This is a genomic window from Bradyrhizobium guangdongense, from assembly GCF_004114975.1.
GTDB classification, from domain to species: Bacteria; Pseudomonadota; Alphaproteobacteria; order Rhizobiales; family Xanthobacteraceae; genus Bradyrhizobium; species Bradyrhizobium guangdongense.
This window is the reverse complement of the sequence record NZ_CP030051.1, coordinates 4,078,178-4,101,747: the sequence shown is the minus strand read 5'-3', so window position 1 is coordinate 4,101,747 and position 23,570 is coordinate 4,078,178. Positions and strand designations below refer to the sequence as shown.

Genomic DNA, 23,570 nt, shown 5'->3' with positions numbered 1-23,570 from the left:
CGTTTCGCCGAATTACCTGCGCCAGGTCGGCGTCAGGCCTTCGCGCATCGCAAAGCGCCGGAGCGGGCCGATGGCACCAAGCAGGTGCATGCCGACGGCGCGGACCGGCTGGAGCGGCAGGAAGTCGTTGAGCAGCGAGCGGTTGGCGATGTCGATTGCAAAGGTCCGGCTCAAAATGTCCGGCCGCCGCGCCCGGTCGTAGCGTTTCAGCACCTCGTCTGCGCCGGGATCCTGGCCGGCTGCGATGGCCTCGCCGGCGAGCCGGGCGATGTCGGCGGCATCCCGCAGGCCAAGGTTGAGGCCCTGGGCGCCGATCGGGGGAACCACATGGGCGGCTTCGCCGACCAGCGCGATGCGGTCGCGGGCGAAGGATTGTGGCCGCTCGATCGCGAGCGGGAACAGGTTGCGGCCGGGCTCGACCGTCATGCGGCCGAGGATCGAATGCGACTGCTTCTCGATCGCGGCGGAGAGCTGCTCGTCGCTCAAGCCGCGAAGCCGTTCAGCTTCGGCGGGCGCGGAGACCCAGACGACGCTGGACCGGTTGCCGGGCAGGGGTACGAACACGCAGGGTCCGTGGGACGTGTGGAACTCGGTCGAGACGTTGCGGTGCGGCCTGCTATGGCCGACGTTGAAGGTCAGCGCCGTCTGCGTCAGGTCGTGCCGCGTCACCGCGATGCCGGCGGCTTCCCGGCACAGCGAGTGCCGGCCATCGGCGCCGACCACGAGCCGGGCTGCGAGGAATTGCCCGGACGCCGTGCGGATCGCGACATCATCGGCTTCGATCACGACGCTCTCGGCCTCGTCGTCGAAACGGACCAGATTAGAGAGCTCTGCCGCGCGCACTTCGAGCGCCAGCATCAGCGAGCGATTGTCGATGTTGTAGCCGAAGGCATCGAGCCCGATCTCGTGACAGGAGAACCGGACCTCCGGCGCACGGAACAGCCGGTCGGTATCGTCGACAAGGCGCATCACCTCGAGGCCGGCCGCCTTGTCCTTGCAGCGCGGCCAAACGTCGAGGCTTTCCAGGAGATCGACGGACCCCCCCAACAGCGCAGTCGTCCTGTTGTCGGCATAGGGCAGGCGCCGCGCCACCAGAGCGGTCCGCGCCCCTCGCTGCGCCAATGCGATTGCCGCCGCAAGTCCTGCCGGTCCGCCGCCGATAACGCTTGCGTCAAAGAGTGTCGATGCGTCTGTCATGGAACGACATTTGACACGCCCGGCGGCAAATTCAAGCCACCTATTTTGCCTGATTTTTATGACTGATAGCGCGGCGCAATGCCGCGCCGGCGGATGTGCAAACCGGTCCCGTTCTGGTAGCAGAAACCCATGGATACTCAGATGGACAGCCAAGAGGATTCCCTCAAGCCGAAGCCGGTGGTCCGTGCCGCGGCGTTTTCGGTGCACATCTTCACCGCCTTCGGCGCGGCGATCGCGCTGCTGGCGATGCTGGAGGCGGTGCGCGAGCACTGGGCCGCGATGTTCGGCTGGCTGGGCGTCGCCCTGATCATCGATGCGATCGACGGGCCGATCGCACGCCTGCTCGACGTCAAGAACGTGCAGCCGAACTGGTCGGGCGACGTGCTCGACCTCGTGGTCGATTTCGTCACCTACGTCTTCGTGCCGGCCTATGCGATCGTGGCGAGCGGCATGCTGCTGCCGGTGGCCGCGCCCGTGCTCGGCATCGCCATCATCGTCACCAGCGCACTCTACTTCGCCGATCTGCGCATGAAGGCGGACGACAATCATTTCCGCGGCTTTCCGGCGCTGTGGAATGCGGCTGCGTTCTATCTGTTCCTGCTGCACTGGCCGCCGCTGTCGTCGACGCTGCTGGTCGCCGCGCTGGTGGTGCTGACCTTCGTGCCGTTCCACGTGCTGCATCCGGTTCGCGTCGCGCGGCTGCGCTGGCTGACGATGTCCCTGATCGTGCTGTGGGGGCTGCTCGCCTTTTACGCGCTGGAGATGGACTTTCGCGTCGGCACCGGCGTGACGGTCGCGCTCTGTGCCATCGCGCTCTGGATCGCCTTCAGCGACGCGTTGATCCGCCTGGCGAGATCGTTCGCATGATGCATCTTCTGACCAGCCCCGAGGCCTGGGCCGCGCTGCTCACCTTGACCTCGCTCGAGATCGTGCTCGGCATCGACAACGTCATCTTCCTGTCGGTGATCGTCTCGCGCATCCCGGAGAAGCAGGCCCATCGCGCCCGCCAGATCGGGCTGGCGCTGGCGCTGGTCTTCCGGATCATCCTGCTCAGCGTGCTGGTCTGGCTGATCGGCCTGACCGCGCCGGTGTTTTCGCTGGCAGCTTACGATTTCTCCTGGCGCGATCTCATCCTGATCGGCGGCGGCCTGTTCCTGATCGCCAAGGCAACGCACGAGATCCACGCCGAGGTCGAGGCCGATGACGGAGAGGGCAAGAAGGATTCCGTCGGCAGCGCCTTCTTCTGGGTGATCGTCCAGATCGTCGTCATCGACATCGTATTCTCGCTGGACTCGATCATCACCGCGATCGGCATGGCGCAGGATCTCGAGATCATGGTCGCGGCTGTCGTGATCGCCTGCCTGATCATGTACATTTCGTCGGGGCCGGTGGCGCGATTCGTCGCTGAGCATCCCACCACCAAGATGCTGGCGCTGGCGTTTCTGGTGCTGATCGGCGTGGCGCTGGTCGCGGACGGATTCAAATTCCACATTCCGCGCGGCTACATCTATTTCGCGATTGCGTTCTCGGCGGCGGTCGAGTTCTTCAACGTGCTCGCCAGGCGCAATCGCAAGAAAGCGAAGACGCCATCCACCTAGCCGCATTGGCCGGCGTCGAGTTGACAAGGCGGGCGCGATTGTCTTCGCTCGGCCTTGAAGAAGAGGAGGTCAGGTGATGACCAAAGCCGTCCGTGTCCACAAGGTCGGAGGCCCCGAAGCCCTGGTCTATGAGAGCGTCGAGGTCCCGGCGCCCGGCCCCGGCGAGGTGCGCATCCGCCAGCATGCGGTCGGCCTGAACTTCATCGACGTCTACTACCGCACCGGGCTCTACAAGGCACCGGGACTGCCCTTCATCGCCGGCAACGAGGCCTCTGGCGAGGTCGTCGCCGTCGGGCCGGGCGTGACGCATTTCCACCCCGGCGACCGCGTGGCCTACTACCACAATCTCGGCGCCTATACCGGCGAGCGCAACATCCCCTGGGAGAAGCTGGTCAAGCTGCCCGACCACATCACGCACGAGCAGGGCGCCGTGCTGATGCTCAAGGGGCTCACCGTCTGGTATCTGCTGCACAAGACTTTCAAGGTCGAGCCGCATCATCGCGTGCTGATCCATGCCGCCGCCGGCGGGATCGGCTTGCTCGCTTGCCAATGGGCGAGGGCGCTCGGGGCGCACGTCATCGGCACGGTCGGCTCGCGCGAGAAGGCGGAGCTTGCCGAAGCCAATGGCTGCGACCACGTCATCCTCTACAACGAGGAGGACTTCGTCGCGCGCGTGAAGCAGATCAGCCGCAACGAGGGCTGCGACGTGGTCTATGACGGCGTCGGCAAGGCGACCTTCCCGGGCTCGCTGTCATGCCTGAAGCCGCGCGGCATGTTCGTGTCGTTCGGCAATGCCTCGGGCCCCGTGCCGCCGTTCTCGATCGCCGAGCTGAACAATCACGGCTCGCTGTTTGCGACCCGGCCGAAGCTCAACGACTACATCGGCACGCGCAAGGAGCTGCTGGAAGGCGCCGACACGCTGTTCTCGGCCGTCATCAACGGTAAGCTGCACGTGCCGATCAACCATGCCTACGCGCTGAAGGACGCCGCGAAGGCGCATATCGATCTCGAGAGCCGCAAGACGACCGGGGCGTCGATCTTGAAGCCGTAGGTCGTCAAAAGATGGTCATGCCCAGGCTTGTCCCGGCCATCCACGTTCTTCGTGCCCGCGCGTCAAGGCGTGGATGGCCGGGACAAGCCCGGCCATGACGGATAGCACGGCTTATGCGACTCTCCGTGCCGCGCCCGCCTTGGTCAAGATCCCCTCGAGGCAGCCGATCATCTCGGCGATCTCTGCCCTGGTGACGTTCAGCGCCGGCATGAAGCGCAGGGCGTCGAGCTGCGGCGCGTTCAGCAGCACGCCGGCCTCGAAGGCCTGCGTGACGATACCGGGCGCGATCGGCAGCTTGAGGTCGAGCGCCAGCAACAGCCCGCGTCCGCGCACGCCGCCGAGCCCGTGCCGCGCCGAGACCTTCTGCAGCTCGCTTTCGAGCAGCAGGCCGGTCTCGGCGACCTGTTTCAGGAACGCAGGTCTGCTGACCTCCTCGAGCACCGCGAGCCCCGCCGCGCACATCACCGGGTTGCCGTTGAACGTGCCGCCCTGGTCGCCGTGCTCGAAGCAGGAGGCGCGTTCGGTTGCAAGCAAGGCCGCGAGCGGCACGCCGCCGCCGATGCCCTTGCCGAGCGTCATGATGTCAGGGGCGATACCGGCGTGCTCATGGTGGAAGAGCTTTCCGGTCCGGCCCATGCCGGTCTGGATCTCGTCGAAAATGAGCAGCAGACCGTGCGCCTCCGTGAGCGCGCGCAGCTGCTGTAGGAACGCATCGCTCGCCGGCCACACGCCCGATTCGCCCTGGATCGGCTCGAGCATGACAGCAACGGTGTTTTCGTTGATCAGCTTTTCGACCGAGGTGATGTCGTTGAGCTTGGCCTTCTTGAAGCCCGATACCTTGGGCTCGAACAGCGGCTCGAACGCCTTCTTGCCCGAGGCCGACATCGTCGCCAGCGTCCTGCCGTGGAAGCCGCCTTCGAACGTGATGATCTCGAACGCGCCAGCTTTGTGCAGGCTGCCAAATTTGCGCGCGAGCTTGATCGCGCCCTCGTTGGCTTCGGCTCCCGAATTGGCAAAGAACACCTGGTCGAAGGCACTGTTCTCGACCAGCGCCTGCGCGAGCTTCAGGCTCGGCTCGTTGTAGAAAGCCGGGCTCGGCGTCAGCAGCCGCTTGGCCTGCGCGCTGAGTGCGTCCGCCACGGCTGGCGGCGAATGGCCGAGGCAGTTGACGGCCCAGCCCTGCACGAAGTCGAGATAACGCTTGCGGCTGTCGTCCCAGAGGTAGGAGCCCGCACCGCGGACGAACACGGTCTTGGGCCGTGCGGTGATGTCCATCAGCGCGTCATACGGATGCGTCGTCATGTCGAACTCCTCTGGAGGCGGGTGGAAAAAGGGGCGCAAAAGCAGAAAGGCCGCACCTTGCGGGTGCGGCCTTCTCGATAACTTCAGCTGAATTCAGTGGTTCAGCGGCGTCGTCGGACATGGCGCACCCTCTCATCGTCGCGGCAGCGACGACGGAGCATTGCGGTGCGCAGGTTGGTCCGGGCCTTGATCATGGGGCGCGTCCGTACAGCCGAAGGGCAGGGCTTGTCAAGCGGGTGTTTTGCGCGACACCCGCCGAACGTGCAATTGCTCAGGCGGAATGAGCCGCTTCCTCGGCGTCCTCGTCGCCCCAGTTCGCGTCCGCAATCGACCTGTCGATCAGCTCGCCGCGCAGCAGCTTGAACGGGGAATTCCAGTACAGCGCGATGTTGTGGAAGGGATCGGTCAGCACCTTGAACACCCAGACCAGCCCGGTCGTGACGCCGCGCGTCGCGAACAGCTGGAGCATGCGCGCCAGTCCGCCACCGATGCCGATCGCGAGCCAGACCGCGCCCACATGGCGGATGAAGTCGAAACGGTCGGCAGGGGGAGCAAAGAGACCGAACAGCGTGGGCTCGATGTAAAGCGCAACCGGCGCGCTGCCCCAGATCAGCAGCAGGATGATCTTGCGGGTCTGGTTGTAGCCGACCTTGACGGCTTCCTTGTACTCGTTGCTGACATCGTTGAGCGCGTCGTAGCCGTTTGGCTCGAAGAAGAAATGCCCGGTCTGCCGCGTCAGCATCGCGAGCCAGCCGACGAGTCCTGCCAGCGCCGGATCCCTGAACAGCAACGCGTAGCATCCCAGGAAGATCACTGCACTGACCAGGTGCAGCGTCTGATTGACGGTGCTCTGGTGATAGAAGCGGTAGTCGTCGAAGCGCTGCGTGCGCAGCATGTCCGGCAGGCGGCTCATCAAAAATCCTCGCTCGCGTTGAAAGCGCGGCGAGAGTTAGGACGAGTCCGTGACCCCAGCGTGAATGCACTATAGTGTCACATTGCGGCGTCGCAGTTGCGCAGGGCTGGAGACCAGCCGGGGCCGCGCGGGTCGCCCCGCAGTTCTGGTCCATCGCGGATCTTGTGACGGCGGCATGTCATTTGTTCGCCGCGCCAGAAACCAACGAGCCTCTAGCGCGTTTGTGATCGAAGGACGCGAATTGGTTCGAACCGGAGGCTAGCCGGGACAGACCAAAAGGGCGGGACCATCAGGATCGTTTTCAGCCTTGTCCGATACGCCATACCCGATTGACCTCGACAGCATCCGCGGCGCATTTCCGCCGGGTATCGAGGCGCCACCTTTGCTGCTGGATTTCGCCGGCTGGCTGAACGGACGTCCCTGGGGCAGCGTCGGCTGCTTCTCGCTGCAAGGCCAGTTCTCCGACCAGGCGCCGATTTTCGACGGCAGTCCCTTGCGCGACCGTTTCGCGTTGTTCATGCGCCTGCCTGACGGTTCGGCCGTCGGCGGCTGGTACGGCGCCGGTCTCGACCGCGACGATCCGCCGATCGTGGGGTTGGGCTCGGAAGGCGATTATGAGCTGCTCGCGCCGTCCCTCGACGCGCTCCTGGCGAAGCTGACATCACAGCAATTCGATGAGGCCTGGCATTCTCTGCGGCCGCACGGCGAGGTCGAGCCTCAGACGGGCGAGCTTGCGCAATGGCTTGCGCGGCGGCCGGCTGGCGAGCCTGCTACGTGCGAGGACTGTGCATCCGAGCTGCCTGACTTCCGCGGCTTCGTCGAGAAGTGGAGCCGGGATCGTGAAGAGTACTGGGCCAATCATCGCCTGATGGCCGAGCTCGGCTGGCGGCTCGCTGCGCATTTGCCCAAGGGCAAGAAGCCCTGGGACAAGACGCATTTCGAGGTCGCGATATCAGGCAAGCAATACGAGGCGCGCGTGATGTCGCGCGGGCCGCAGCCGTTCGAGGAAGCCGCCTCGATCGAATCCCTGCTGCGCGACCTGCGCGAGGAGATGCGCCGCGCGCAGCCCGAACTGGGTCTTTGGTACGTCATGAAGTTCGGCCTCTACGCCGACGGCCGCGTCATGCCGAATTTCGAATACGACGTGCGCCCGACGATCGGCGGACAGCCCGCGCTGCTCTCCGAAGCCAAGGCCGATCTCGCCCGCGCCCCGCGTCCGGAGCGCTGGGTGCCGAAATGGCTGGTGTGACTTTATGCCAATTGTCACTGCGAGCGTAGCGAAGCAATGACGGTGGGACATCAGAACCCCGCGACGCTGCCGTGCAGATCGTATTCGTCCGCGCGCTCGATCTTCGCGGTGACGATCTCGCCGACGCGCAAGGGACGGCGGCTTGTCAGATACACCGCGCCGTCGATCTCTGGCGCATCGGCCTTGGAGCGGCCCTTGGCCACGGTCGGTCCGACTTCGTCGATGATGATCTGCTGGCGCGTGCCGACCTTGCGCTTCAGCCGGCGCGCGGAGATCTTCTGCTGGCGCGCCATCAGCGCGTTGTAGCGCTCCTGCTTGACCTCTTCCGGCACGGGATTGGCGATTGCATTCGACGTTGCGCCCGCAACCGGCTCGTATTTGAAGCATCCGAGACGGTCGATCTCGGCTTCATCGAGCCAGTCGAGCAGATAGGCGAAGTCGGAGTCGGTCTCGCCGGGGAAGCCGACGATGAAGGTCGAGCGCAAAGCAAGATCGGGACATTCCTCGCGCCAGCGCTTGATGCGCGCCAGCGTCTTGTCCTGCGCCGCCGGGCGCTTCATGGCCTTCAGCACTTCGGGACTGGCATGCTGGAACGGGATGTCGAGATAGGGCAGCACCTTGCCCTCGTTCATCAGCGCGATGACCTCGTCGACATGCGGGTAGGGGTAGACATATTGCAGACGAACCCAGGCGCCGAGCTCACCGAGCTCGCGCGCGAGGTCGAGGAATTTCGCGCGGACCTGACGATCCTTCCACGGGCTCTCGGCATATTTGAGATCGACGCCGTAGGCCGAGGTGTCCTGCGAGATCACCAGCAGCTCCTTGACGCCGGCGCCGACCAGGCGCTCGGCCTCGCGCAGCACGTCATTGGCCGGACGCGAGACGAGATCGCCGCGCAGTTTCGGGATGATGCAGAAGGTGCAGCGGTTGTTGCAGCCTTCGGAGATCTTCAAATAGGCGTAATGGCGCGGCGTCAGCTTGATGCCCTGCGGCGGCACCAGGTCGAGATGCGGATTGTGGGCCGGCGGCAGCGCGCGATGCACGGCATCGAGTACGCTCTCATATTGCTGCGGGCCCGTGATGGAGAGCACGCCGGGATAGGCCTGCTCGATCGCTTCCGGTTCGGCGCCCATGCAGCCCGTCACGATCACCTTGCCGTTCTCGGCCATGGCTTCGCCGATCGCCGAAAGCGATTCCTGCTTGGCGCTGTCGAGGAAGCCGCAGGTGTTGACGATGACGATGTCGGCCCCGTCATGCTTGCGGGCGAGCTCATAGCCTTCCGCACGCAGGCGCGTAATGATGCGCTCGGAATCCACCAATGCCTTGGGACACCCGAGTGACACGAAGCTGACCTTGGGCGCAGCCGTCTGATCCATATCCAAATCTGCCTGATTGACCGGCCTGAGCTAGTCCCAATTGCCCATAATTACAACCCTTTGCAGGGCGTTCCGGCGTGCTATGGATGAATCACCTGCCGTGAGTGAGCCATGAGCGCCGACCAGTCGCCCAAAATCGTGATCGTCGACGAAAGCCCGGTCCGCGCCGCGATCCTCGAGGAGGGATTGCGGGAGGCCGGATTCACCGAGGTCGTCCATATCCGCGAGATGCAGAGCCTTCTTGCCCGTATTTATGCGGTGGATCCCGACATCATCCTGATCGATCTGGAAAACCCCAGTCGCGACGTGCTGGAAGCGATGTTCCAGGTCAGCCGTGCCGTGAAGCGGCCGATCGCCATGTTCGTCGACCAGAGCGATTCAGCCTCGATCCAGGCGTCGGTCGAGGCGGGGGTGTCCGCTTATATCGTCGACGGGCTGAAGAAGGAGCGCATCAAGCCGATCCTCGACCTCTGCGTGTCGCGGTTCAACGCCTTCGCCAAGCTCCAGGAGGAACTGGAGCGCACCAAGTCGCAGCTCGAGGATCGCAAGATCATCGAGAAGGCCAAGGGCATCCTGATGAAGGTGAAGGGCCTCACCGAGGACGAGGCCTATGTGCTGCTGCGCTCGACCGCCATGCGCGAGAAGAAGAAAATCGGCGAGATCGCCCAATCGATCATCACCGCGTCGGAGATGCTGAAATGACCGGTCCCCTCCGCATCGGGTTCATCCCGCTGGTCGATGCTGCGGCCCTGATCGTCGCCGTCGACAAGGGCTTTGCCGCCGCCGAAGGGCTCGAGGTCGAGCTGGTGCGCGAGGTCTCCTGGTCCAATGTGCGCGACAAGCTCAACATCGGCCTGTTCGACGCTGCGCATCTGCTGGCGCCGGTCGCGATCGCATCCTCGCTCGGGCTCGGCCACGTCAAGGTGCCGATTGCAGCCCCCTTCAATCTCGGCATCAACGGCAATGCGATCACAGTGTCGCCGGCGCTGCATGCCGCGCTGATGGAAGAGATCGAGGGCGACCGTTTCGATCCGCTCGCCACGGCAAAGGCGCTGGCGAAGGTCGTTGCCATCAGGCGCAAGCAAGGCGCCGAGCCGCTGACCTTCGGCATGACGTTCCCGTTCTCGACCCACAATTACCAGCTGCGGTTCTGGATGGCCGCGGCCGGCGTCGATCCCGACGAGGATGTTCGCCTCGTGGTGCTGCCGCCACCCTACATGGTGGACAGCCTCAGGAGCGGACACGTCGATGCCTTCTGCGTCGGCGCGCCCTGGAACTCGATTGCGGTCGACCTCGGCATCGGCCACATCCTGCATTTCGTGTCCGACATCCTGGAGCGCGCGGCCGAGAAGGTGCTGGCGGTGCGTCAGGTCTGGGCCGACAAGAATCCGGACGTGGTTGCGGCGTTGGTCCGCGCGGCGGTCAAGGCGGCCGAGTTCATCGAGGGCCCGGAGAACCTGACCGAGGCGGCGCAGATCCTGGCGCAGCCCGAGCGCCTTGGTGTGGATGCCGAGCTGATCCAGCGCTCGCTCACCGGGCGCCTGAAGATTTCTCCCGACGGCACGGTGCGCGAGAGCGGGCGCTATCTCCTGGTCGGTCGCGAAGGGGCGGGGCGCCCGGACCCGGTTCAGGCCGCATGGCTTTACGCGCAGATGGTGCGCTGGGGGCAGACAGCGCTGAGCGCAGAGGCCCTCAAGACCGCCATGGCTGTGTTCCGGTCTGACCTCTACGATGCCGCCCTCGGGCATGGCGGAGAAGGGCAGGCCAGCACCCCGTTCGGCGCCTTTGCCGGACCCGCATTCGATGTCAGGGACATCGCTGGTTATCTGGGCGCGTTTGAAGTCGCCCGCCGGGCTCGGTAGGTCTGCTCAAGTATTAATCACATCGATTCGAAGCTCAATCTTTGGGCCATTGCTGCCCGAAGCAGCATGAACCCCGATCCACTTCATGCATTGCACCAAACTCTAAATCGCTGATTTCAATTGGTTTTGCGGCTTTTGCTGCGTTGGCACACTCCTTGAATAGGAGAGCCCAAGCCGCCAGGCGTGGACGCCGGCGACTCCAAGTCCATGGTGGATTTCCGCAGCAACGAGGCTGATCGGATCGCTCCGGGCTCCGGCGAGGTGCTGATGCGCCTGCAACCGGCTCCCCGCGATCACCGTCCGTTTCACCCGTTGACGCCGCCTTTCGCGCGGCAAGCTGGAGCTGCGATATGGATTACGCGAAACCCTCCGATGTTGTGGCCTCGATGGTCGATGCCAGCCTGAAGAAGCTGGCGCTGGCCCCGCGCGATATCGTGATCCGCGGCGCGATATCAGGTGCGCTGCTGGGCGCGGCCACGACGCTCGCCCTGACCGGCGCGGTCACGACGGGCCAGCCCATCGTCGGCGCGCTGATCTTTCCGGTCAGTCTTGTGATGATCGTACTGCTCGGCCTCGAGCTCGTCACCGGAAGCTTTGCCATCGTTCCGCTCGCGCGCCTCGAAGGCAAGGCCAGCTGGAATGCGGTCATCGCCAACTGGTCGTGGGTCTTCCTCGCCAATCTGCTCGGCAGCATCGCCGTCGGCGCACTGATCGCGATCTCGCTCACCAACATGGGCAAGCTCGAGGTCACCGGCGTCGCCGCGAAGATCGTTGCGGTCGCCGAGGCCAAGACCATCGCCAATGCCGCAATCGGCACCGCCGGCATGGTCTCGGTGTTCGTCAAGGCGATCCTCTGCAACTGGCTGGTCTGTCTCGGCGTCGTCATGGCGATGACCTCGACCTCCACGGTCGGCAAGATCGCGGCGACCTGGCTGCCGATCTTCCTGTTCTTCGCGCTCGGCTACGAGCATGCCGTCGTCAATATGTTCGTGATCCCGACCGGGATGATGCTCGGCGCCAAGGTCAGCGTGGCCGACTGGTGGCTGTGGAATCAGATTCCCGTGACCTTGGGCAATCTCGTCGGCGGCTTCGTCTTCACCGGCCTCGCGCTCTACACGACGTACAAGCCCGCAAAGCCGGTCGCCGACGTGGCGCAGGTTGCGGTCCAGGCAGCAGAGTAGGTCCATTCAGTCCATGAAACTCGATACAGCACCCACGGCCGATTTCTCCGACGAGCAGAAGCGCTATCTCGAAGGCTTCATGTCCGGCATGCAGGTCGGGCGTGTCGGGCGCGCCTTCGCGGCCGGCGGCGCGCCTGCCGTAGGCGCTCCCGCGGAACCGTCAGGTCCGGATGCGGCGGCGATCAAGGCGCAGGACAAGCTCATTGCGGCGGGCAAGAAGCTCACCGACCAGGAGAAGTTCAAGCGCGAGATGCATCCGTTCGATGCCTATGAGCGGCTAAAGGACCAGGCGCGCAACAACGCCAATCCGACGCCAGCGGACAATTTCCGCTGGCGCTATTACGGCATCTTCTGGGTGGCGCCGGCGCAGACCTCCTACATGGCGCGCCTGCGTATTCCCAACGGCATCCTGAAGCACTGGCAGATGTCGGGCCTTGCCGACATCGCGGAAAGCTGTGGCGGCGGCTACACCCATGTCACCACCCGCGCCAACTTCCAGATCCGCGAGATCGAGCCGAAGAACGCGGTCAAGCTGATCGAAGCCGTCCAGGACATCGGCCTCTGCTCGCGCGGCGCCGGTGCCGACAACATCCGAAACGTCACCGGCACGCCGACCGCCGGCGTCGATCCGCAGGAGCTGCTCGACACGCGCCCCTATGCGCGCGAATGGCACTACCACATCCTCAACGACCGCTCGCTGTTCGGCCTGCCGCGCAAGTTCAACGTTGCCTTCGACGGCGCCGGCAAGATCGCAGCGCTTGAGGAGACCAACGACATCGCCTTCACCGCGGTCGAGGTGAGGGACGGTTTCGGCGTCGAGCCGGGTGTCTGGTTCAAGCTCGGTCTCGGCGGCATCACCGGGCACAAGGATTTTGCGAAATATTCCGGCATCGTCGTTCGCCCCGAGGACGCGACCGCGGTTGCCGATGCCATCGTGCGCGTCTTCATCGAGCATGGCGACCGCACCAACCGAAACAAGGCGCGGCTGAAATACGTGCTCGACACCATGGGCCACGACGGCTTCCTCAAGCTGGTCGAGGAGCGCCTCAAGAAGCCGTTCGCGCGTGTACCGGCCGAGGCGCTGGCGCCGCGCCCGCTGTGCGACCGCATGGCCCATATCGGCGTGCACAGGCAGAAGCAGGCCGGCCTCAACTGGGTCGGCGTCGCGCTACCGGTCGGCAAGCTCACCTGCGAGCAGATGCGTGGGCTGGCCAAGATCGCGCAGGATCTCGGCGACGGCGATGTCAGGCTGACGGTCTGGCAGAACCTCTTGATCTCGGGCGTGCGCGACGAGAACGTCGCGCTCGTCACCGCTGCGGTCGAGAAGCTCGGGCTGGCCACCGAAGTTTCGAACGTTCGGGCCGGCCTGATTGCCTGCACCGGCAATGCCGGCTGCAAGTTCGCTGCGTCCGACACCAAGCGTCATGCCGCCGCGATCGGCGACTGGTGCGACGCGCGCGTCAATCTCGACACGCCGCTCAACATCCATCTGACCGGCTGCCACCATTCCTGCGCGCAGCACTACATCTCCGACATCGGCCTGATCGCGGCCAAGGTGCCGGGTGCGAGCGAGGACGACCAGGTCGAGGGCTATCATCTCTTCACCGGCGGCGGCTTCGGCCCCGATGCCGATATCGGGCAGGAAGTGTTCCACGACGTGAGGGCCGAGGATGTGCCGAAGACGGTCGAAGGTCTGCTCAAGGCCTATCTCGCCAACCGCGCCTCGCCTGAAGAAACGTTCCTGACCTTCTCCCGTCGCCATGACGGTGAAGCCTTACGCAAACTCGCCGAAGCGGAAGTCACAGCATGACCCAGATGCCCGTCCCACCGAAGCTCGAGATCATCCCGCCGAACGCTCCCTTCAGCGAGGGACAACGGCTGTGGCTGAACGGGTTTCTCGTCGGCATGCTCGGCCTCGACGGCTCGACGCCACTGTCGCCGGCGGAGAACGGCGCCGTGCTCTCGCCGCAAGGCGACGGCGACGATGGCGAGGCGCCATGGCACGATCCGGCGATGCCGATCGCCGACCGCATGAAGCTCGCCGAGGGGCGGCCGCTCCGCCGCCGCATGATGGCGGCGATGGCGCAGCAGGATTGCGGCCAGTGCGGCTACAATTGCGCCGACTATTCGGATTCGATCGCCAACAAGAGCGAAGCGCGCTTGAACCTCTGCGCCCCCGGCGGCAAGGAGACGGCGCGGATGCTCAAGCAGCTGTTCGAGGAGATCGACAAGGCGCCGGCCGCGAAGCCTGCCGGGGGAGCAGCCGCTCCGGCCGCGAGCGCCCCGGCCGCGCCTGAGGTGAAGGCCGAACTCGGCCGCGCGCGCGAAAATCCGGCAGAGGCGACCTTCCTGTCGCGGCGTCTGCTCAACAGGCCCGGCTCGGAGAAGGAGACCTATCACGTCGAGTTCGATCTCTCCGAGAGCAAGCTCGACTACGTTGTCGGCGACAGCTTTGGCGTGTTCGCGCGCAACGACCTTGGCCTCGTCGACCAGATCATCGCGCTGCTCGGCGCTTCCCACACCACCAAAGTCAACAACAAGACGCTGCGCGAGGCGCTGGTCGAGGACGTCTCGCTGTCGCCGGCGCCGGACAAGCTGTTCGAGCTGCTCTCCTTCATCACCGGCGGCGCCCAGCGCGAAAAGGCGAGGGCACTTGCGCAGGGCGAGGATCCCGACGGCGATGCCGCGACGCTGGACGTGATGGCCGCGCTGCAGAAGTTTTCAGGCACGCGGCCGCATCCGGAAGCCTTTGTCGAGGCGCTCGAGCCGCTGCAGCCGCGGCTCTACTCGATCTCCTCGTCGCACAATGCGACGCCCGGCAAGCTGTCGCTGACGGTCGATTCCGTCCGCTACGTCATCGGCAAGCGCAAGCGCCTCGGCGTCGCCTCGACCTTCCTCGGCGAGCGCATCAACGAAGGCGACAAGCTCAAGGTCTATGTGCAGAAGGCGCACGGTTTCGGCCTGCCGCGGGATCCGAAGACGCCGATCATCATGATCGGCCCGGGCACCGGCATTGCGCCGTTCCGCGCCTTCCTGCTCGACCGCAAGGCGACCGGAGCGCAAGGCAAGAACTGGCTGTTTTTCGGCCATCAGCGCAGCGATTGCGATTTCTTCTATCGCGACGAGCTCAACGCGATGAAGACCTCGGGGCTTCTGACGCGCCTGTCGCTGGCCTGGTCGCGCGATGGCGAGAAGAAGTTCTACGTGCAGGACCGCATGCGCGAGCTCGGCCGCGAAGTGTGGACGTGGCTTGCGGAAGGCGCGCATCTCTACATCTGCGGCGATGCCAAGCGCATGGCCAAAGACGTCGAGCGGGCGCTGGTCGACATCGTCGCCCAGTTCGGCGCGCGCTCGACCGACGAGGCCGTCAGCTTCGTCGCCGACCTCAAGAAGAAGGGCCGCTTCCAGGCTGACGTCTACTAAGCCTCAGGGCGACCTCCATGAATCGCCGACGCGGCGCAACGTGCCGGTGACGGTCCTCTACTGTGCATGGGGTTGTTTTCACGTTTCGGCTGGTGGGAACTCGACCCGGTTCCATTTGCCATGAACTTGAACGAATGGGATTCTTGGAACCGGCCGGTCCGGAGAATTTTCTACTGCGAAGTGGCGCCCAATCGCGCTTTCGTCGCTATTTGCGCGATGGTCTTACAGCCGTCGCGTCCGATCGTTCATACTCAGCGCATGGTGCGTTGGAAATCGACCATCCGGGAATTGTCGGCGGAAGCCAGACTCCATCTCTATGCGCGATCGCTGTCCCGCAGAGCCAAAGCGAGCGCGCATCACCTCGGGATCTACGGCGCATGTGCGCTGATCGCCATGCTCGTGTTCGGCACGCTGTCGGCGCACTCGTTCTGATCACGCCCCGCGCTTGAACGGCGCCACCTCGATGCCCGCATCCTTCAAGGCCTGACGCAAGGTCCGCGCGATCTCGACCGCGCCCTGCGTGTCGCCGTGGATGCACACGGTGTCCGTCCGCATCTTGATCACCTTGCCGGTCACCGAAACCACTGCGCCGTCCTGCACCATGCGCACCACGCGCTCGGCGATCGCCTTGGCATCGTGCAGCACCGCGCCCGGTTTCTTGCGCGACACCAGATTGCCGTCGTCCTCATAGGCGCGATCGGCGAACACCTCATGCACCATCGGCAGGTTGGCTTCTTCGCCGGCCTTGACCAGTTTCGAGTTGGCCAGCACGACGAAGATCAGGCTGGGGTCGACCGCTTTGATGCCGGCAGCGATCGCCTTCGCGGTCATGTCGTCCTCGCAGGCGACGTTGGAGAGCGCGCCATGCGCCTTCACATGCGTCACCTTGTGGCCGGCGGCCGTCGCGATCGCCTGCAGGGCGCCGATCTGGTAGGCGACGAGGTTCTCGATCTCGGACGCCTTCAGCCCCGCGATCGGATGGCGGCCGAAGCCGTGCAGGTCGCGATATCCAGGATGCGCGCCGACGGAGACGCCGCGTGCCTTCGCAAGCTCGACCGTCCGCCGCATGATGTCGGGGTCGCCGGCATGAAAGCCGCAGGCGACGTTGACCGAGCTTGCGAGCTCAATCATGGCGGCGTCGTTGCCCATCTCCCAGGCGCCCAAACCTTCGCCGAGGTCGCAATTGAGATCGATCGTCTTCATGGTTGCTCTCCGCCTTTGGCCTCGTCCTTACGGCTCCGCCGTGACCTGCCAGGTCCCGGCATCCATGGCATTCACCGCATGCCCCGCAACGTTGGCGTCGCTGAGCACCTCGATGTTGAGCTCGACCGTGTCCGACGAGCGCAGGCGATCGGGCAAGCTTTTGATCAGCTGTGCGAACTTGCGCGCCTCATCCTGCGCCTCGGCCATGGTGACGGCCTTGAAGCGGAACGCCGTGCCCGCCGAGGTCTGGGCGAGGCGCCCGACATCGGCCGTGATCACGGTCGCGATCTTGGGATAGCCGCCCGAGGTGCCGCGGTCCATCATCAGCACGATCGGTGCGCCGTTGCCGGGCACCTGGATGCTGCCGTTGACGGTGCCGTCGGAGACGATGTTGTGGCCGTGCAGATGCTGGATCGCGGGACCTTCGAGCCGGTAGCCCATGCGGTCCGATGTCGCCGAGATCTTCCATTCGCTGCTCAGGAACAGCGCCTTGTTGGCGTCGTCGAATTCGTCGTCCTGTGGCCCCATCACGACGCGGATCGGGCCGCTCACCGGCTTCGGCAATTCGATGCGCAGTTCCGGCGCGCCGCTCGCGGCATCGACGGTGAACTCGTCGCCGGCCTGAAGCGGGCGCGGGTAGGGGCTGCCGAGACCGGCGCGGGCATTGACCGCGAGGCTGCCGAACACCGGCTCGCCCTTGATCGCGCCTTCGATGGCCAGGTACGTGAACGCACCGCCGCGGGCAAACCCCAGCGTCAGCGTCTCGCCGTCCTTCAGCGTGACGGACGTGTCCAACGCAACCGGTTTTCCGGCCACGTCGACATTGCGCGGCGCGCCTGCAATCGCAACGCGCACGGCGCCATCTCTGGCGGTGAAGGTCGCACCGAACGGGCCGATCTCGACGGCGGCTGCGGACGGATCATTGCCGACCAGCGTGTTCGCGGCCGCGAGCGCCAGCCGGTCCATGGCGCCACTGACCGTCAGGCCATAGCGTTGCGCGCCGTGGCGTCCGCCGTCCTGGACGGAGCTGGCTGGTCCAATGCTGGCGACGACGAGCCGGCTCATGCGTCGGCCCGCTCGGCGATGATCTCGCCGGCTTCGGCGGCGCGATCCAGTTCCTCGAACGTCTTGTGGTCGATGGCAAAAAACGTCACGCGATCACCCGGTTCGGTGAGGAAGGTCGGGTTACGGTGGAGCTGATAGGTGCGCACCGGCGTGCGGCCGAGCAGGTGCCAGCCGCTCGGCGCGGCCAGGCACTGGATCCCGGCCTGGATGCCGCCGATCGAGATCGTGCCTGCGGGCGTGAATAGTCGCGGGCTCTGCCGCCGCGACATGTGCAGCGATTTGTCGAGGCCGCTGAGATAGGACCAACCCGGGGTGAACCCGATCATGGCGACGCGATAGTCGCCGCCGACGTGACGGGCGACGATATCGTCGGGCGTGGTGTTCAGCGCTTTCGCGACGTCCTCGAGGTCGATGCCGTGCTCGCCGCCATAGGCGACGGGAATCCGCCAGCGCCGCGCTTTCGTGGTTGGCGGCAGGGGCTGACCAGCGATCGCAAGCAGCTTTTCGCCGAGCGCGTCAAAGCCGATCCTGCCGGGATCGTAATGCACCAGCAGCGAGCGATAGGTCGGAATCGTCTCCGAGATTCCCTCGATGGACGCTGTTGCAAGCGCCTTGTCGAGCGCGAGCACGCGCTCGTTGGCGGCGTCGTCGATCGTGCGGCTGAACTCGACCGTGACGGCGCTGTCGCCACTGGGCAGAAGGCGGGGCGGGGGGAGCGTCTCGGCCATGAGTTGTCGTAATCGGGCCTTTGGAAAAGCGCGGGCGCGGCCTTTCAGTTCCGCGTTACCCCTGCTTCGCGTAAATGCGCCCGCAAGTCCAATAAATTAATGCAAGGGCATCCGATAAAGCCTTGTTATCGTGTCGCATAACAGCCCGGCAGGGTCGCGTTCCCGTCAGGGCTTTGGCCCTTGACGCAAGGGCTGCGGCTCGCAAGATGCGCGCGTTCTTTCCTGCACCTCGGAGCTCGTTCTCGTCCATGTCGCTGTCCCCCGAAGCCCGCAAGACCCTCGCCGGCATCACCACCGCCACCATCACCACGGTCCTGCTGAAAAAGGGCCTGCGCAATGTGTGGATGCGCGGCGCACGTCCGTTGCGCCCGGGCCTGCCGCGCCTGGTGGGACCTGCCTTCACGCTGCGCTTCGTGCCGGCGCGCGAGGATCTGGCGACGCCGGAATCCTGGTCGTCACCGATCTCGACCCGCACCGCGATCGAGGCGATGCCGGAGGGCTGCATCGCCGTGGTCGACGCCATGGGCATCACCGACGCAGGTATCTTCGGCGACATCCTCTGCGCCCGCATGGTCAAGCGCGGCGTGACCGCGCTCGTCACCGATGGCGTGGTGCGTGACGTCGAGGGCGTGCTCGGCACCAACCTGCCGGTCTGGTGCGACGGCTACGCCGCGCCGCCGTCGGTTGCAGGCCTCACATTCGTCGGCTGGGGTGAGCCGATCGGTTGCGGCGGCGTTGCGGTGTTTCCGAACGACATCGTGGTCGCCGACCAGGATGGCTGCGTGCTGATTCCGCAGGCCATGCTCGATCACGTCCTCAACGAGGGCGTCGAGCAGGAGCGGATGGAAGCCTGGATCGTCAACGAGGTAAACAGCGGCACTGTGCTGCCGGGCCTCTATCCCATGAACGCCGAAACCAAGGCGCGCTACGCCGCCAGCAAGAAGTAACAGGAAACGAGGACCCCATGGACATCACGCTCGCAGGTGCGCGGCCGACCCGCCGCGCGCCCAAGGAACACTTCACCGGCACCGTGCTGCAGGATCCCATCAACATGGCGCCCGCGCCGGCGCGGCTGAACGTCTCGCGCGTCTCGTTCGAGCCCGGGGCCCGCACCAATTGGCACCATCATCCGCTCGGGCAGACGCTCTACGTCATTTCCGGCGTGGGCCGCGTCCAGACCAAGGGTGGCCCGGTCAAGGAAATCCGCCCCGGCGACACCGTCTGGATCCCGCCGGGGGAAGTGCACTGGCACGGCGCCACGCCTGGTAACAGCATGTGCCACATCGCCATGCAGGAGGCGCTCGACGGCGTGTTCTCGACGTGGCTCGAGCCGGTCACGGACGCCGAGTATTCGGCGCCGCTCGGCTGACGGCGGCCGGTTACATCCGCTCCGCCGTCCACGTGCCCGAGCACATGGCCCCGCGCCATGTGCCGGAGCCTGAGGTGCCGCTCAGCCGGCCGGATCCGACCGCGTGCTTGATGCCCGCGCCCAAGGTGACGTTGATGCTGCCGGCGTCGGCGACCTTACCGGACGCCGTCACGGCTGCGCTGCTCGAGGCGATCTGACCGTTGCTGATGCCGATCGCGACGGTTGCGCCGTTGCCGCAGGTCTCGCTCGACGACGCGATGCGCACATTCCAGGTGCCGTCGAAAGCGGAGCCGGCCGCATTCGCTTGCCCGAGGGGGAAGGCGATGGCGACGATGGTGGCGAAGAGACCTTTGCGAATTCCGTTCATGACACGCCCCTTGGGTTGACCGTGCAGGGATCGTGTCACGGGCGCGGAAGCGGCGATGTGAGCGCTGTCACGCGCGCAAAGCTCCGTGTGAGCTGGCGCACATCGCATCAATATTGCGCGCAAGCAAAGGGCCCGGCTCGCGGGCCCTTGGCGTGTCTCGCCACGTCGCGGTTGATCAGTTCACACGGGTCCAGGTCTGGCCGCCGCAGAACATGCCGCCGAAAGCGCAGCCCTGCACGAGCAGTCGGTCCGTGCCCTTCAGCGAGATCGTCGAATCGTAGGTCGAGCCGCTGTTGGGATCGAGGATGCGGCCGGACCATTTCTGGTCCCTTCCGGGCTTCATGTTGATCAGGACCTGCTCGCCGTTCTGGTTCGTCTTGCTGTCGACCGAATAGCCGCAGAGGTTGGTGCCGCATTGCTCGATGCGGACCTTGCCCTCCTTCTCCTCGGTGAGCCAAACGCCGAGCGGCGAGTTGAGATCACGCGTAGCCGCAGCGGCGGGTGGCGGCGGCGCGACGGCAGCGGCCTGAACGGGAGGGGGCGCGGGCGGAGGTGGTGCTGGCGGTGCGGCAGCCGCAGCTGGCGCCTGTGGTGACGGCGCGGCGGGAGTGGTCTGTAGTTCGACCGGAGCAGGGGGCGGGGGTGGAACGAGTGCTGCGGCGTCGGCGGGCGCAGGATTGACTGCGGTCGCGGGAGGCGGAGCCGGTGGAGCGGGGACCGGCACCGCGGCCACAGGCGCCGGGGCCGGCTCGACTGCGGCGGCCGCTGGCGGCGGAGCGGGCGCGGCCGGCGTCTGTGGATCGACCTTGGCTTGCTGCGGGGGCTGCTGGTCCGGCTTGGTGTCGTTCTTCTTGGCTTTCTTGGCCTTGCCCTGGCCGGTGTTGTCGTAGACGCCGGGGATGGACACGGTGCCACGGTCGGGATCGATCCGGATGGTGCGGCCGCCATACTCGAACGTGTACTGCGCTTGCGCGGCGGTGCTCGCCAAAAGGAATGCGGCCGTGGCCAACAGCTTCCTCATTTGCATCTCCCGAACAGGTGGTCCCGCACCGAGGGTTACGCCCCGGTCCAACCGCGAAAAGTGATCCAGATCACGGTCACGCTATGAGTCGCCCTGCGGCGGTTTCGGGTTCAATAACGCCGAACGCGGTCCGGAGTTGACGTCCCGATGCGACCGGCCGCCGCGACCGGGAGTTATTTCTCCGGACAGCGGGAATCCGCGGCCTGCTCGGCGCGAGCCAGCGCAACGTCGTTGGCCTTGTCGGTGTGGACCTCGACCGCGCCGAACAGGCAGGCCTTCTCGCCGTTGATCGCGAACACCGAGAACTCCTGGACTTCCCGCTCGTCGTCACCGACCCGGCTCCAGGTGCGGATCACGGCGGCCTTCGGCACACCCGCGCGCATGATCCACTGGACCTTGTCGCCGAACACCTTGCCGGCGCCGCGCCATTGCGCGGTCGGCTCCTGCACCTTGTCGATCGAGCGCCTGGGCGCGATCGTCAGCGAGACGACGTTGCCCTCGTCGAAGAAATGTACGACGTAGCCGGCCGGCCCGGGGCAGGTCCACGCCCCGACGAACTCCTTGGATTGGTCCTTGCACGCCGGACCTTTCGCCGGTGTGAACGGCGTCTGGCCCGATGCGGTGCCAGGCGCGGCCAGCGCGAGCGCGGCCACGAACGCGATCATCAGCCGCATGCTAGTCGAACCAGGCGGCATAGATCTTCTTGTAGCTGCCGTCCTCCATGGAGATGTGCAGCCACTGGTCGACAAAGGCCTTCAGCGCCATATCGCGCTGGAGCCAATAGGCCTTCTCGGAGAAGTCGAACGGCTTGTCGGGATGGACCGCGCAGAGCACGCCGGCATGCTGCTTCTGCTGGTAACGCGTCTCGGAGGCATCCGTCATCATCAGATCGGCATTGCCCTTGGCGATCTGGTCGAAGATCTTGGTGTTGTCGGGAAAGACCGTAATGTCGGCGTCCTTGACGTTGGCGCGCGCAAAACGCTCATTGGTGCCGCCGGGATTGACGATGACGCGGGTGCCTTTCTTGTCGATGTCGGCAAGCGTCTGGTATTTGGCCGTGTCGGCGCAGCGCGCGATCGGGGTCTTGCCCTCGCGCATGATCGGCGTCGAGAACAAGCCCTTCTTCTGCCGATCAAGGGTCACGGAGACGCCGCCCATGGCGATGTCGAACTGATCGGCCTCGAAATCCTTCATCAGCTTCGGCCAGGCGGTTGGCACGAACTCGACCTTGACGCCGAGCGCCTTGCCGAGCGCCTCCGCCATGTCGACGTCGAAGCCGGAGAACTGCTGCGTGGCTTTGTCCAGATAGGTGAAGGGCTTGTAGTCGCCGGTCATGCCGACGCGCAACGTGCCGCGCTTGATGATCTCGTCGAGGCGCGAGGGAGCCGGCTGCTGCGCGTAAGCTGAGAGGTTAGCCAGCAACGTCACGGCCAAAGCCGCCAGAATTCGAACAGTCATTCGAACGGTCATCTCTTTTCCACCCATGCCCAAGCTGTCATTGTGCAGCCCGCGAGGTCGATTTAAACCAGATGCCGGTGTCTGGCGAGGCGGAATTGAAAGGAATATTGGCGTGACGATTTCGATGTACGAGGCCTCGGTCGGCCTGTTCGTGCCTTACCTGCGCAACCTGTCCGTCCTCCTCGACAAGGGCGTTGCGTATGCCGAGACGCGCAAGTTCAATCCGGCTGTCTTGCTTGGGATGCGGCTGGCGCCGAACATGTACGATCTGGCGCAGCAGGTCGGCGAGGCCTGCCGCCACGCCACCGTTGCGCCGGCCTTGCTGGCGCAGTGTGAGCCGGTCGCGCTGCCGCCGCTGGAGCACGACATGGCCGGGCTTCAGGCGCGCATTGCGACGTCGATCGAATTCATCGAGAGTCTGCCGCGCGCCGAGATCGATGCGGCCGCGGAGCTGAAGGTCTTCTTCAGGCTGAAGAACGGGACCGAGCTGCCCTTCACCGGACGGACGCTGCTGCTCACCAACAGCGTCCCGCAGTTCTTCTTTCACCTCACGACGGCCTACGACCTGTTGCGGCACGCCGGCGTCGAGCTCGCGAAGAAGGACTTTTTGGGCAGGAAGTAAGGGCTGGGTGTTTTACCTCTCCCCGACGGGGAGAGGTGAACGGAGGCCTCTCGCGTGTGTTACGCTTCGCCCTTGCGCTCGTAGTCGGCGAGCGAGCTGCGGCCGGCGATCTCGCTGCGCAGCAGCTCGAAGCGCCGATGTGCTTCATCCTCGTGTTCGTCGACGAAGCGTACGGCGGCCTCGCTGGTCATCGGGCCGCTGACCACGGGCGCGGACTGCTCGCCGATGGTCTCGTGCACGTAATACTCGCCGTCATCGCCGCGATGGACCGTCCATTTCAGGCGGATCGCCGCCATGGGGCCGGGACCGACCTTGGAGTAGCCTTCAGCGTCGGTGTGCTCAGGCACCAGCGGCTGCTCCTCGACCACCGGATGCTCGTCGGAGGCATGATGCTCGTCTGCGACCACATGATCATCGGCAGCCGCCGTTTCCGTCTCGCGGTCGCGGACGACGAGAACGGGCTCGGGGTGCTCCAAAATGCTCGCGATGGTCGCCAGCGCGTGGTCGGTCGGGTCGATCTCTGACAAGGTCCATCCTCCAGCTCGACGCGGCCGGCAAAGTCTGTCCCACTGCCGCCGCGGCCGG

Annotated in this window: 24 protein-coding genes and 1 pseudogene; 13 read left to right on the top strand and 12 right to left on the bottom strand. The window is 65.4% G+C overall.

Annotated elements, in window-relative coordinates; genetic code table 11:
- Positions 1-12: 12 nt before the first annotated feature.
- A complete protein-coding gene (locus X265_RS19655; protein WP_128966307.1) occupies positions 13-1,197 on the bottom strand; it encodes a UbiH/UbiF family hydroxylase in 1,185 nt (394 codons plus the stop codon).
- Positions 1,198-1,262: 65 nt separating this feature from the next.
- Here X265_RS19655 and pcsA point away from each other — a divergent pair.
- From pcsA to X265_RS19640, 3 genes and pseudogenes are all read left to right on the top strand, one after another.
- A pseudogene (pcsA, locus tag X265_RS19650) lies at positions 1,263-2,064 on the top strand (phosphatidylcholine synthase).
- Positions 2,061-2,795 carry a TerC family protein gene (locus X265_RS19645; RefSeq protein ID WP_128966305.1) on the top strand — a complete coding sequence of 245 codons (735 nt, stop codon included), beginning with the start codon at positions 2,061-2,063 and terminating at the stop codon, positions 2,793-2,795. The pseudogene pcsA and the gene X265_RS19645 overlap by 4 nt, the downstream one beginning before the upstream one ends.
- A gap of 76 nt (positions 2,796-2,871) precedes the next feature.
- A complete protein-coding gene (locus X265_RS19640) occupies positions 2,872-3,846 on the top strand; it encodes a quinone oxidoreductase family protein (protein ID WP_128966304.1) in 975 nt (324 codons plus the stop codon).
- 111 nt (positions 3,847-3,957) lie between these two features.
- Here the strand turns inward: X265_RS19640 and X265_RS19635 are convergent, their stop codons facing one another.
- The gene (locus tag X265_RS19635; RefSeq protein ID WP_128966303.1) at positions 3,958-5,148 is read right to left on the bottom strand and encodes an acetylornithine transaminase; all 1,191 of its coding nucleotides are present in this window, start codon (positions 5,146-5,148) and stop codon (positions 3,958-3,960) included.
- Between the two features lie 271 nt (positions 5,149-5,419).
- Entirely contained in the window at positions 5,420-6,061 is a 642-nt protein-coding gene (locus X265_RS19630) for a hypothetical protein (protein WP_128966302.1), read from the bottom strand.
- A 307-nt stretch (positions 6,062-6,368) separates the two neighbouring features.
- Here X265_RS19630 and X265_RS19625 point away from each other — a divergent pair, with 307 nt between their 5' ends.
- Entirely contained in the window at positions 6,369-7,310 is a 942-nt protein-coding gene (locus X265_RS19625) for a hypothetical protein (RefSeq protein WP_128966301.1), read from the top strand.
- A gap of 50 nt (positions 7,311-7,360) precedes the next feature.
- Here X265_RS19625 and rimO read toward each other — a convergent pair whose 3' ends face one another.
- Positions 7,361-8,686, bottom strand: coding sequence for a 30S ribosomal protein S12 methylthiotransferase RimO (rimO, locus tag X265_RS19620; RefSeq protein ID WP_128966300.1), 1,326 nt, complete (start codon positions 8,684-8,686; stop codon positions 7,361-7,363).
- A 111-nt stretch (positions 8,687-8,797) separates the two neighbouring features.
- Here rimO and X265_RS19615 point away from each other — a divergent pair, with 111 nt between their 5' ends.
- The 6 genes from X265_RS19615 (at position 8,798) to X265_RS19590 (ending at position 15,584) form a co-directional block, all read left to right on the top strand.
- Positions 8,798-9,388: an ANTAR domain-containing response regulator gene (locus X265_RS19615; RefSeq protein WP_092290397.1), complete on the top strand. Its 591-nt coding sequence runs from the start codon at positions 8,798-8,800 to the stop codon at positions 9,386-9,388.
- The gene (locus X265_RS19610; protein WP_128966299.1) at positions 9,385-10,548 is read left to right on the top strand and encodes a CmpA/NrtA family ABC transporter substrate-binding protein; all 1,164 of its coding nucleotides are present in this window, start codon (positions 9,385-9,387) and stop codon (positions 10,546-10,548) included. The genes X265_RS19615 and X265_RS19610 overlap by 4 nt, the downstream gene beginning before the upstream one ends.
- Before the next feature lie 350 nt (positions 10,549-10,898).
- Entirely contained in the window at positions 10,899-11,729 is an 831-nt protein-coding gene (locus tag X265_RS19605) for a formate/nitrite transporter family protein (protein WP_128966298.1), read from the top strand.
- A gap of 13 nt (positions 11,730-11,742) precedes the next feature.
- Positions 11,743-13,539 carry a NirA family protein gene (locus X265_RS19600; protein ID WP_128966297.1) on the top strand — a complete coding sequence of 599 codons (1,797 nt, stop codon included), beginning with the start codon at positions 11,743-11,745 and terminating at the stop codon, positions 13,537-13,539.
- The gene (locus X265_RS19595; protein ID WP_128966296.1) at positions 13,536-15,152 is read left to right on the top strand and encodes a sulfite reductase subunit alpha; all 1,617 of its coding nucleotides are present in this window, start codon (positions 13,536-13,538) and stop codon (positions 15,150-15,152) included. The genes X265_RS19600 and X265_RS19595 overlap by 4 nt, the downstream gene beginning before the upstream one ends.
- Before the next feature lie 72 nt (positions 15,153-15,224).
- Positions 15,225-15,584, top strand: a complete 360-nt coding sequence (locus tag X265_RS19590) for a hypothetical protein (protein ID WP_164938340.1) — start codon at positions 15,225-15,227, stop codon at positions 15,582-15,584.
- Here X265_RS19590 and X265_RS19585 read toward each other — a convergent pair whose 3' ends face one another.
- The 3 genes from X265_RS19585 to pxpB are packed head-to-tail and all read right to left on the bottom strand — an operon-like array spanning position 15,585 to position 18,148.
- A complete protein-coding gene (locus tag X265_RS19585; protein ID WP_128966294.1) occupies positions 15,585-16,355 on the bottom strand; it encodes a LamB/YcsF family protein in 771 nt (256 codons plus the stop codon). It lies immediately after the preceding gene.
- 27 nt (positions 16,356-16,382) lie between these two features.
- Entirely contained in the window at positions 16,383-17,420 is a 1,038-nt protein-coding gene (locus tag X265_RS19580; protein WP_128966293.1) for a 5-oxoprolinase subunit C family protein, read from the bottom strand.
- Positions 17,417-18,148: a 5-oxoprolinase subunit PxpB gene (gene pxpB, locus X265_RS19575; RefSeq protein WP_128966292.1), complete on the bottom strand. Its 732-nt coding sequence runs from the start codon at positions 18,146-18,148 to the stop codon at positions 17,417-17,419. The genes X265_RS19580 and pxpB overlap by 4 nt, the downstream gene beginning before the upstream one ends.
- 248 nt (positions 18,149-18,396) lie before the next feature.
- Between pxpB and X265_RS19570 the strand changes: the two genes are divergently transcribed.
- Together X265_RS19570 and X265_RS19565 are read left to right on the top strand one after the other, a co-directional pair.
- Positions 18,397-19,095 (top strand): ribonuclease activity regulator RraA, encoded by a 699-nt coding sequence (locus X265_RS19570; protein ID WP_128966291.1) that lies wholly within the window; start codon positions 18,397-18,399, stop codon positions 19,093-19,095.
- A 17-nt stretch (positions 19,096-19,112) separates the two neighbouring features.
- The gene (locus tag X265_RS19565) at positions 19,113-19,517 is read left to right on the top strand and encodes a (R)-mandelonitrile lyase (RefSeq protein ID WP_128966290.1); all 405 of its coding nucleotides are present in this window, start codon (positions 19,113-19,115) and stop codon (positions 19,515-19,517) included.
- Positions 19,518-19,527: 10 nt separating this feature from the next.
- Here the strand turns inward: X265_RS19565 and X265_RS19560 are convergent, their stop codons facing one another.
- From X265_RS19560 to X265_RS19545, 4 genes are all read right to left on the bottom strand, one after another.
- A complete protein-coding gene (locus tag X265_RS19560; RefSeq protein ID WP_128966289.1) occupies positions 19,528-19,884 on the bottom strand; it encodes a hypothetical protein in 357 nt (118 codons plus the stop codon).
- A gap of 175 nt (positions 19,885-20,059) precedes the next feature.
- Positions 20,060-20,905 carry a DUF2147 domain-containing protein gene (locus X265_RS19555; RefSeq protein WP_128966288.1) on the bottom strand — a complete coding sequence of 282 codons (846 nt, stop codon included), beginning with the start codon at positions 20,903-20,905 and terminating at the stop codon, positions 20,060-20,062.
- 173 nt (positions 20,906-21,078) lie between these two features.
- Positions 21,079-21,570, bottom strand: a complete 492-nt coding sequence (locus X265_RS19550) for a hypothetical protein (RefSeq protein ID WP_128966287.1) — start codon at positions 21,568-21,570, stop codon at positions 21,079-21,081.
- A gap of 10 nt (positions 21,571-21,580) precedes the next feature.
- Positions 21,581-22,363, bottom strand: coding sequence for a transporter substrate-binding domain-containing protein (locus tag X265_RS19545; RefSeq protein WP_128966286.1), 783 nt, complete (start codon positions 22,361-22,363; stop codon positions 21,581-21,583).
- Between the two features lie 124 nt (positions 22,364-22,487).
- Between X265_RS19545 and X265_RS19540 the strand changes: the two genes are divergently transcribed.
- Entirely contained in the window at positions 22,488-22,985 is a 498-nt protein-coding gene (locus X265_RS19540) for a DUF1993 domain-containing protein (RefSeq protein ID WP_128969342.1), read from the top strand.
- A gap of 59 nt (positions 22,986-23,044) precedes the next feature.
- Here the strand turns inward: X265_RS19540 and X265_RS40620 are convergent, their stop codons facing one another.
- Positions 23,045-23,512, bottom strand: a complete 468-nt coding sequence (locus X265_RS40620) for a hypothetical protein (protein ID WP_164938691.1) — start codon at positions 23,510-23,512, stop codon at positions 23,045-23,047.
- Between the last annotated feature and the right edge of the window lie 58 nt (positions 23,513-23,570).

What these genes read in the sequence shown, in the direction of transcription:
- X265_RS19655 (WP_128966307.1), bottom strand. Translation starts at nt 1,197, where the DNA reads ATGACAGACGCATCGACACTCTTTGACGCAAGCGTTATCGGCGGCGGA.
- X265_RS19645 (WP_128966305.1), top strand. Translation starts at nt 2,061, where the DNA reads ATGATGCATCTTCTGACCAGCCCCGAGGCCTGGGCCGCGCTGCTCACC.
- X265_RS19640 (WP_128966304.1), top strand. Translation starts at nt 2,872, where the DNA reads ATGACCAAAGCCGTCCGTGTCCACAAGGTCGGAGGCCCCGAAGCCCTG.
- X265_RS19635 (WP_128966303.1), bottom strand. Translation starts at nt 5,148, where the DNA reads ATGACGACGCATCCGTATGACGCGCTGATGGACATCACCGCACGGCCC.
- X265_RS19630 (WP_128966302.1), bottom strand. Translation starts at nt 6,061, where the DNA reads ATGAGCCGCCTGCCGGACATGCTGCGCACGCAGCGCTTCGACGACTAC.
- rimO (WP_128966300.1), bottom strand. Translation starts at nt 8,686, where the DNA reads ATGGATCAGACGGCTGCGCCCAAGGTCAGCTTCGTGTCACTCGGGTGT.
- X265_RS19615 (WP_092290397.1), top strand. Translation starts at nt 8,798, where the DNA reads ATGAGCGCCGACCAGTCGCCCAAAATCGTGATCGTCGACGAAAGCCCG.
- X265_RS19610 (WP_128966299.1), top strand. Translation starts at nt 9,385, where the DNA reads ATGACCGGTCCCCTCCGCATCGGGTTCATCCCGCTGGTCGATGCTGCG.
- X265_RS19605 (WP_128966298.1), top strand. Translation starts at nt 10,899, where the DNA reads ATGGATTACGCGAAACCCTCCGATGTTGTGGCCTCGATGGTCGATGCC.
- X265_RS19600 (WP_128966297.1), top strand. Translation starts at nt 11,743, where the DNA reads ATGAAACTCGATACAGCACCCACGGCCGATTTCTCCGACGAGCAGAAG.
- X265_RS19595 (WP_128966296.1), top strand. Translation starts at nt 13,536, where the DNA reads ATGACCCAGATGCCCGTCCCACCGAAGCTCGAGATCATCCCGCCGAAC.
- X265_RS19585 (WP_128966294.1), bottom strand. Translation starts at nt 16,355, where the DNA reads ATGAAGACGATCGATCTCAATTGCGACCTCGGCGAAGGTTTGGGCGCC.
- X265_RS19580 (WP_128966293.1), bottom strand. Translation starts at nt 17,420, where the DNA reads ATGAGCCGGCTCGTCGTCGCCAGCATTGGACCAGCCAGCTCCGTCCAG.
- pxpB (WP_128966292.1), bottom strand. Translation starts at nt 18,148, where the DNA reads ATGGCCGAGACGCTCCCCCCGCCCCGCCTTCTGCCCAGTGGCGACAGC.
- X265_RS19570 (WP_128966291.1), top strand. Translation starts at nt 18,397, where the DNA reads ATGTCGCTGTCCCCCGAAGCCCGCAAGACCCTCGCCGGCATCACCACC.
- X265_RS19565 (WP_128966290.1), top strand. Translation starts at nt 19,113, where the DNA reads ATGGACATCACGCTCGCAGGTGCGCGGCCGACCCGCCGCGCGCCCAAG.
- X265_RS19560 (WP_128966289.1), bottom strand. Translation starts at nt 19,884, where the DNA reads ATGAACGGAATTCGCAAAGGTCTCTTCGCCACCATCGTCGCCATCGCC.
- X265_RS19555 (WP_128966288.1), bottom strand. Translation starts at nt 20,905, where the DNA reads ATGAGGAAGCTGTTGGCCACGGCCGCATTCCTTTTGGCGAGCACCGCC.
- X265_RS19550 (WP_128966287.1), bottom strand. Translation starts at nt 21,570, where the DNA reads ATGATCGCGTTCGTGGCCGCGCTCGCGCTGGCCGCGCCTGGCACCGCA.
- X265_RS19545 (WP_128966286.1), bottom strand. Translation starts at nt 22,363, where the DNA reads ATGACTGTTCGAATTCTGGCGGCTTTGGCCGTGACGTTGCTGGCTAAC.
- X265_RS19540 (WP_128969342.1), top strand. Translation starts at nt 22,488, where the DNA reads ATGTACGAGGCCTCGGTCGGCCTGTTCGTGCCTTACCTGCGCAACCTG.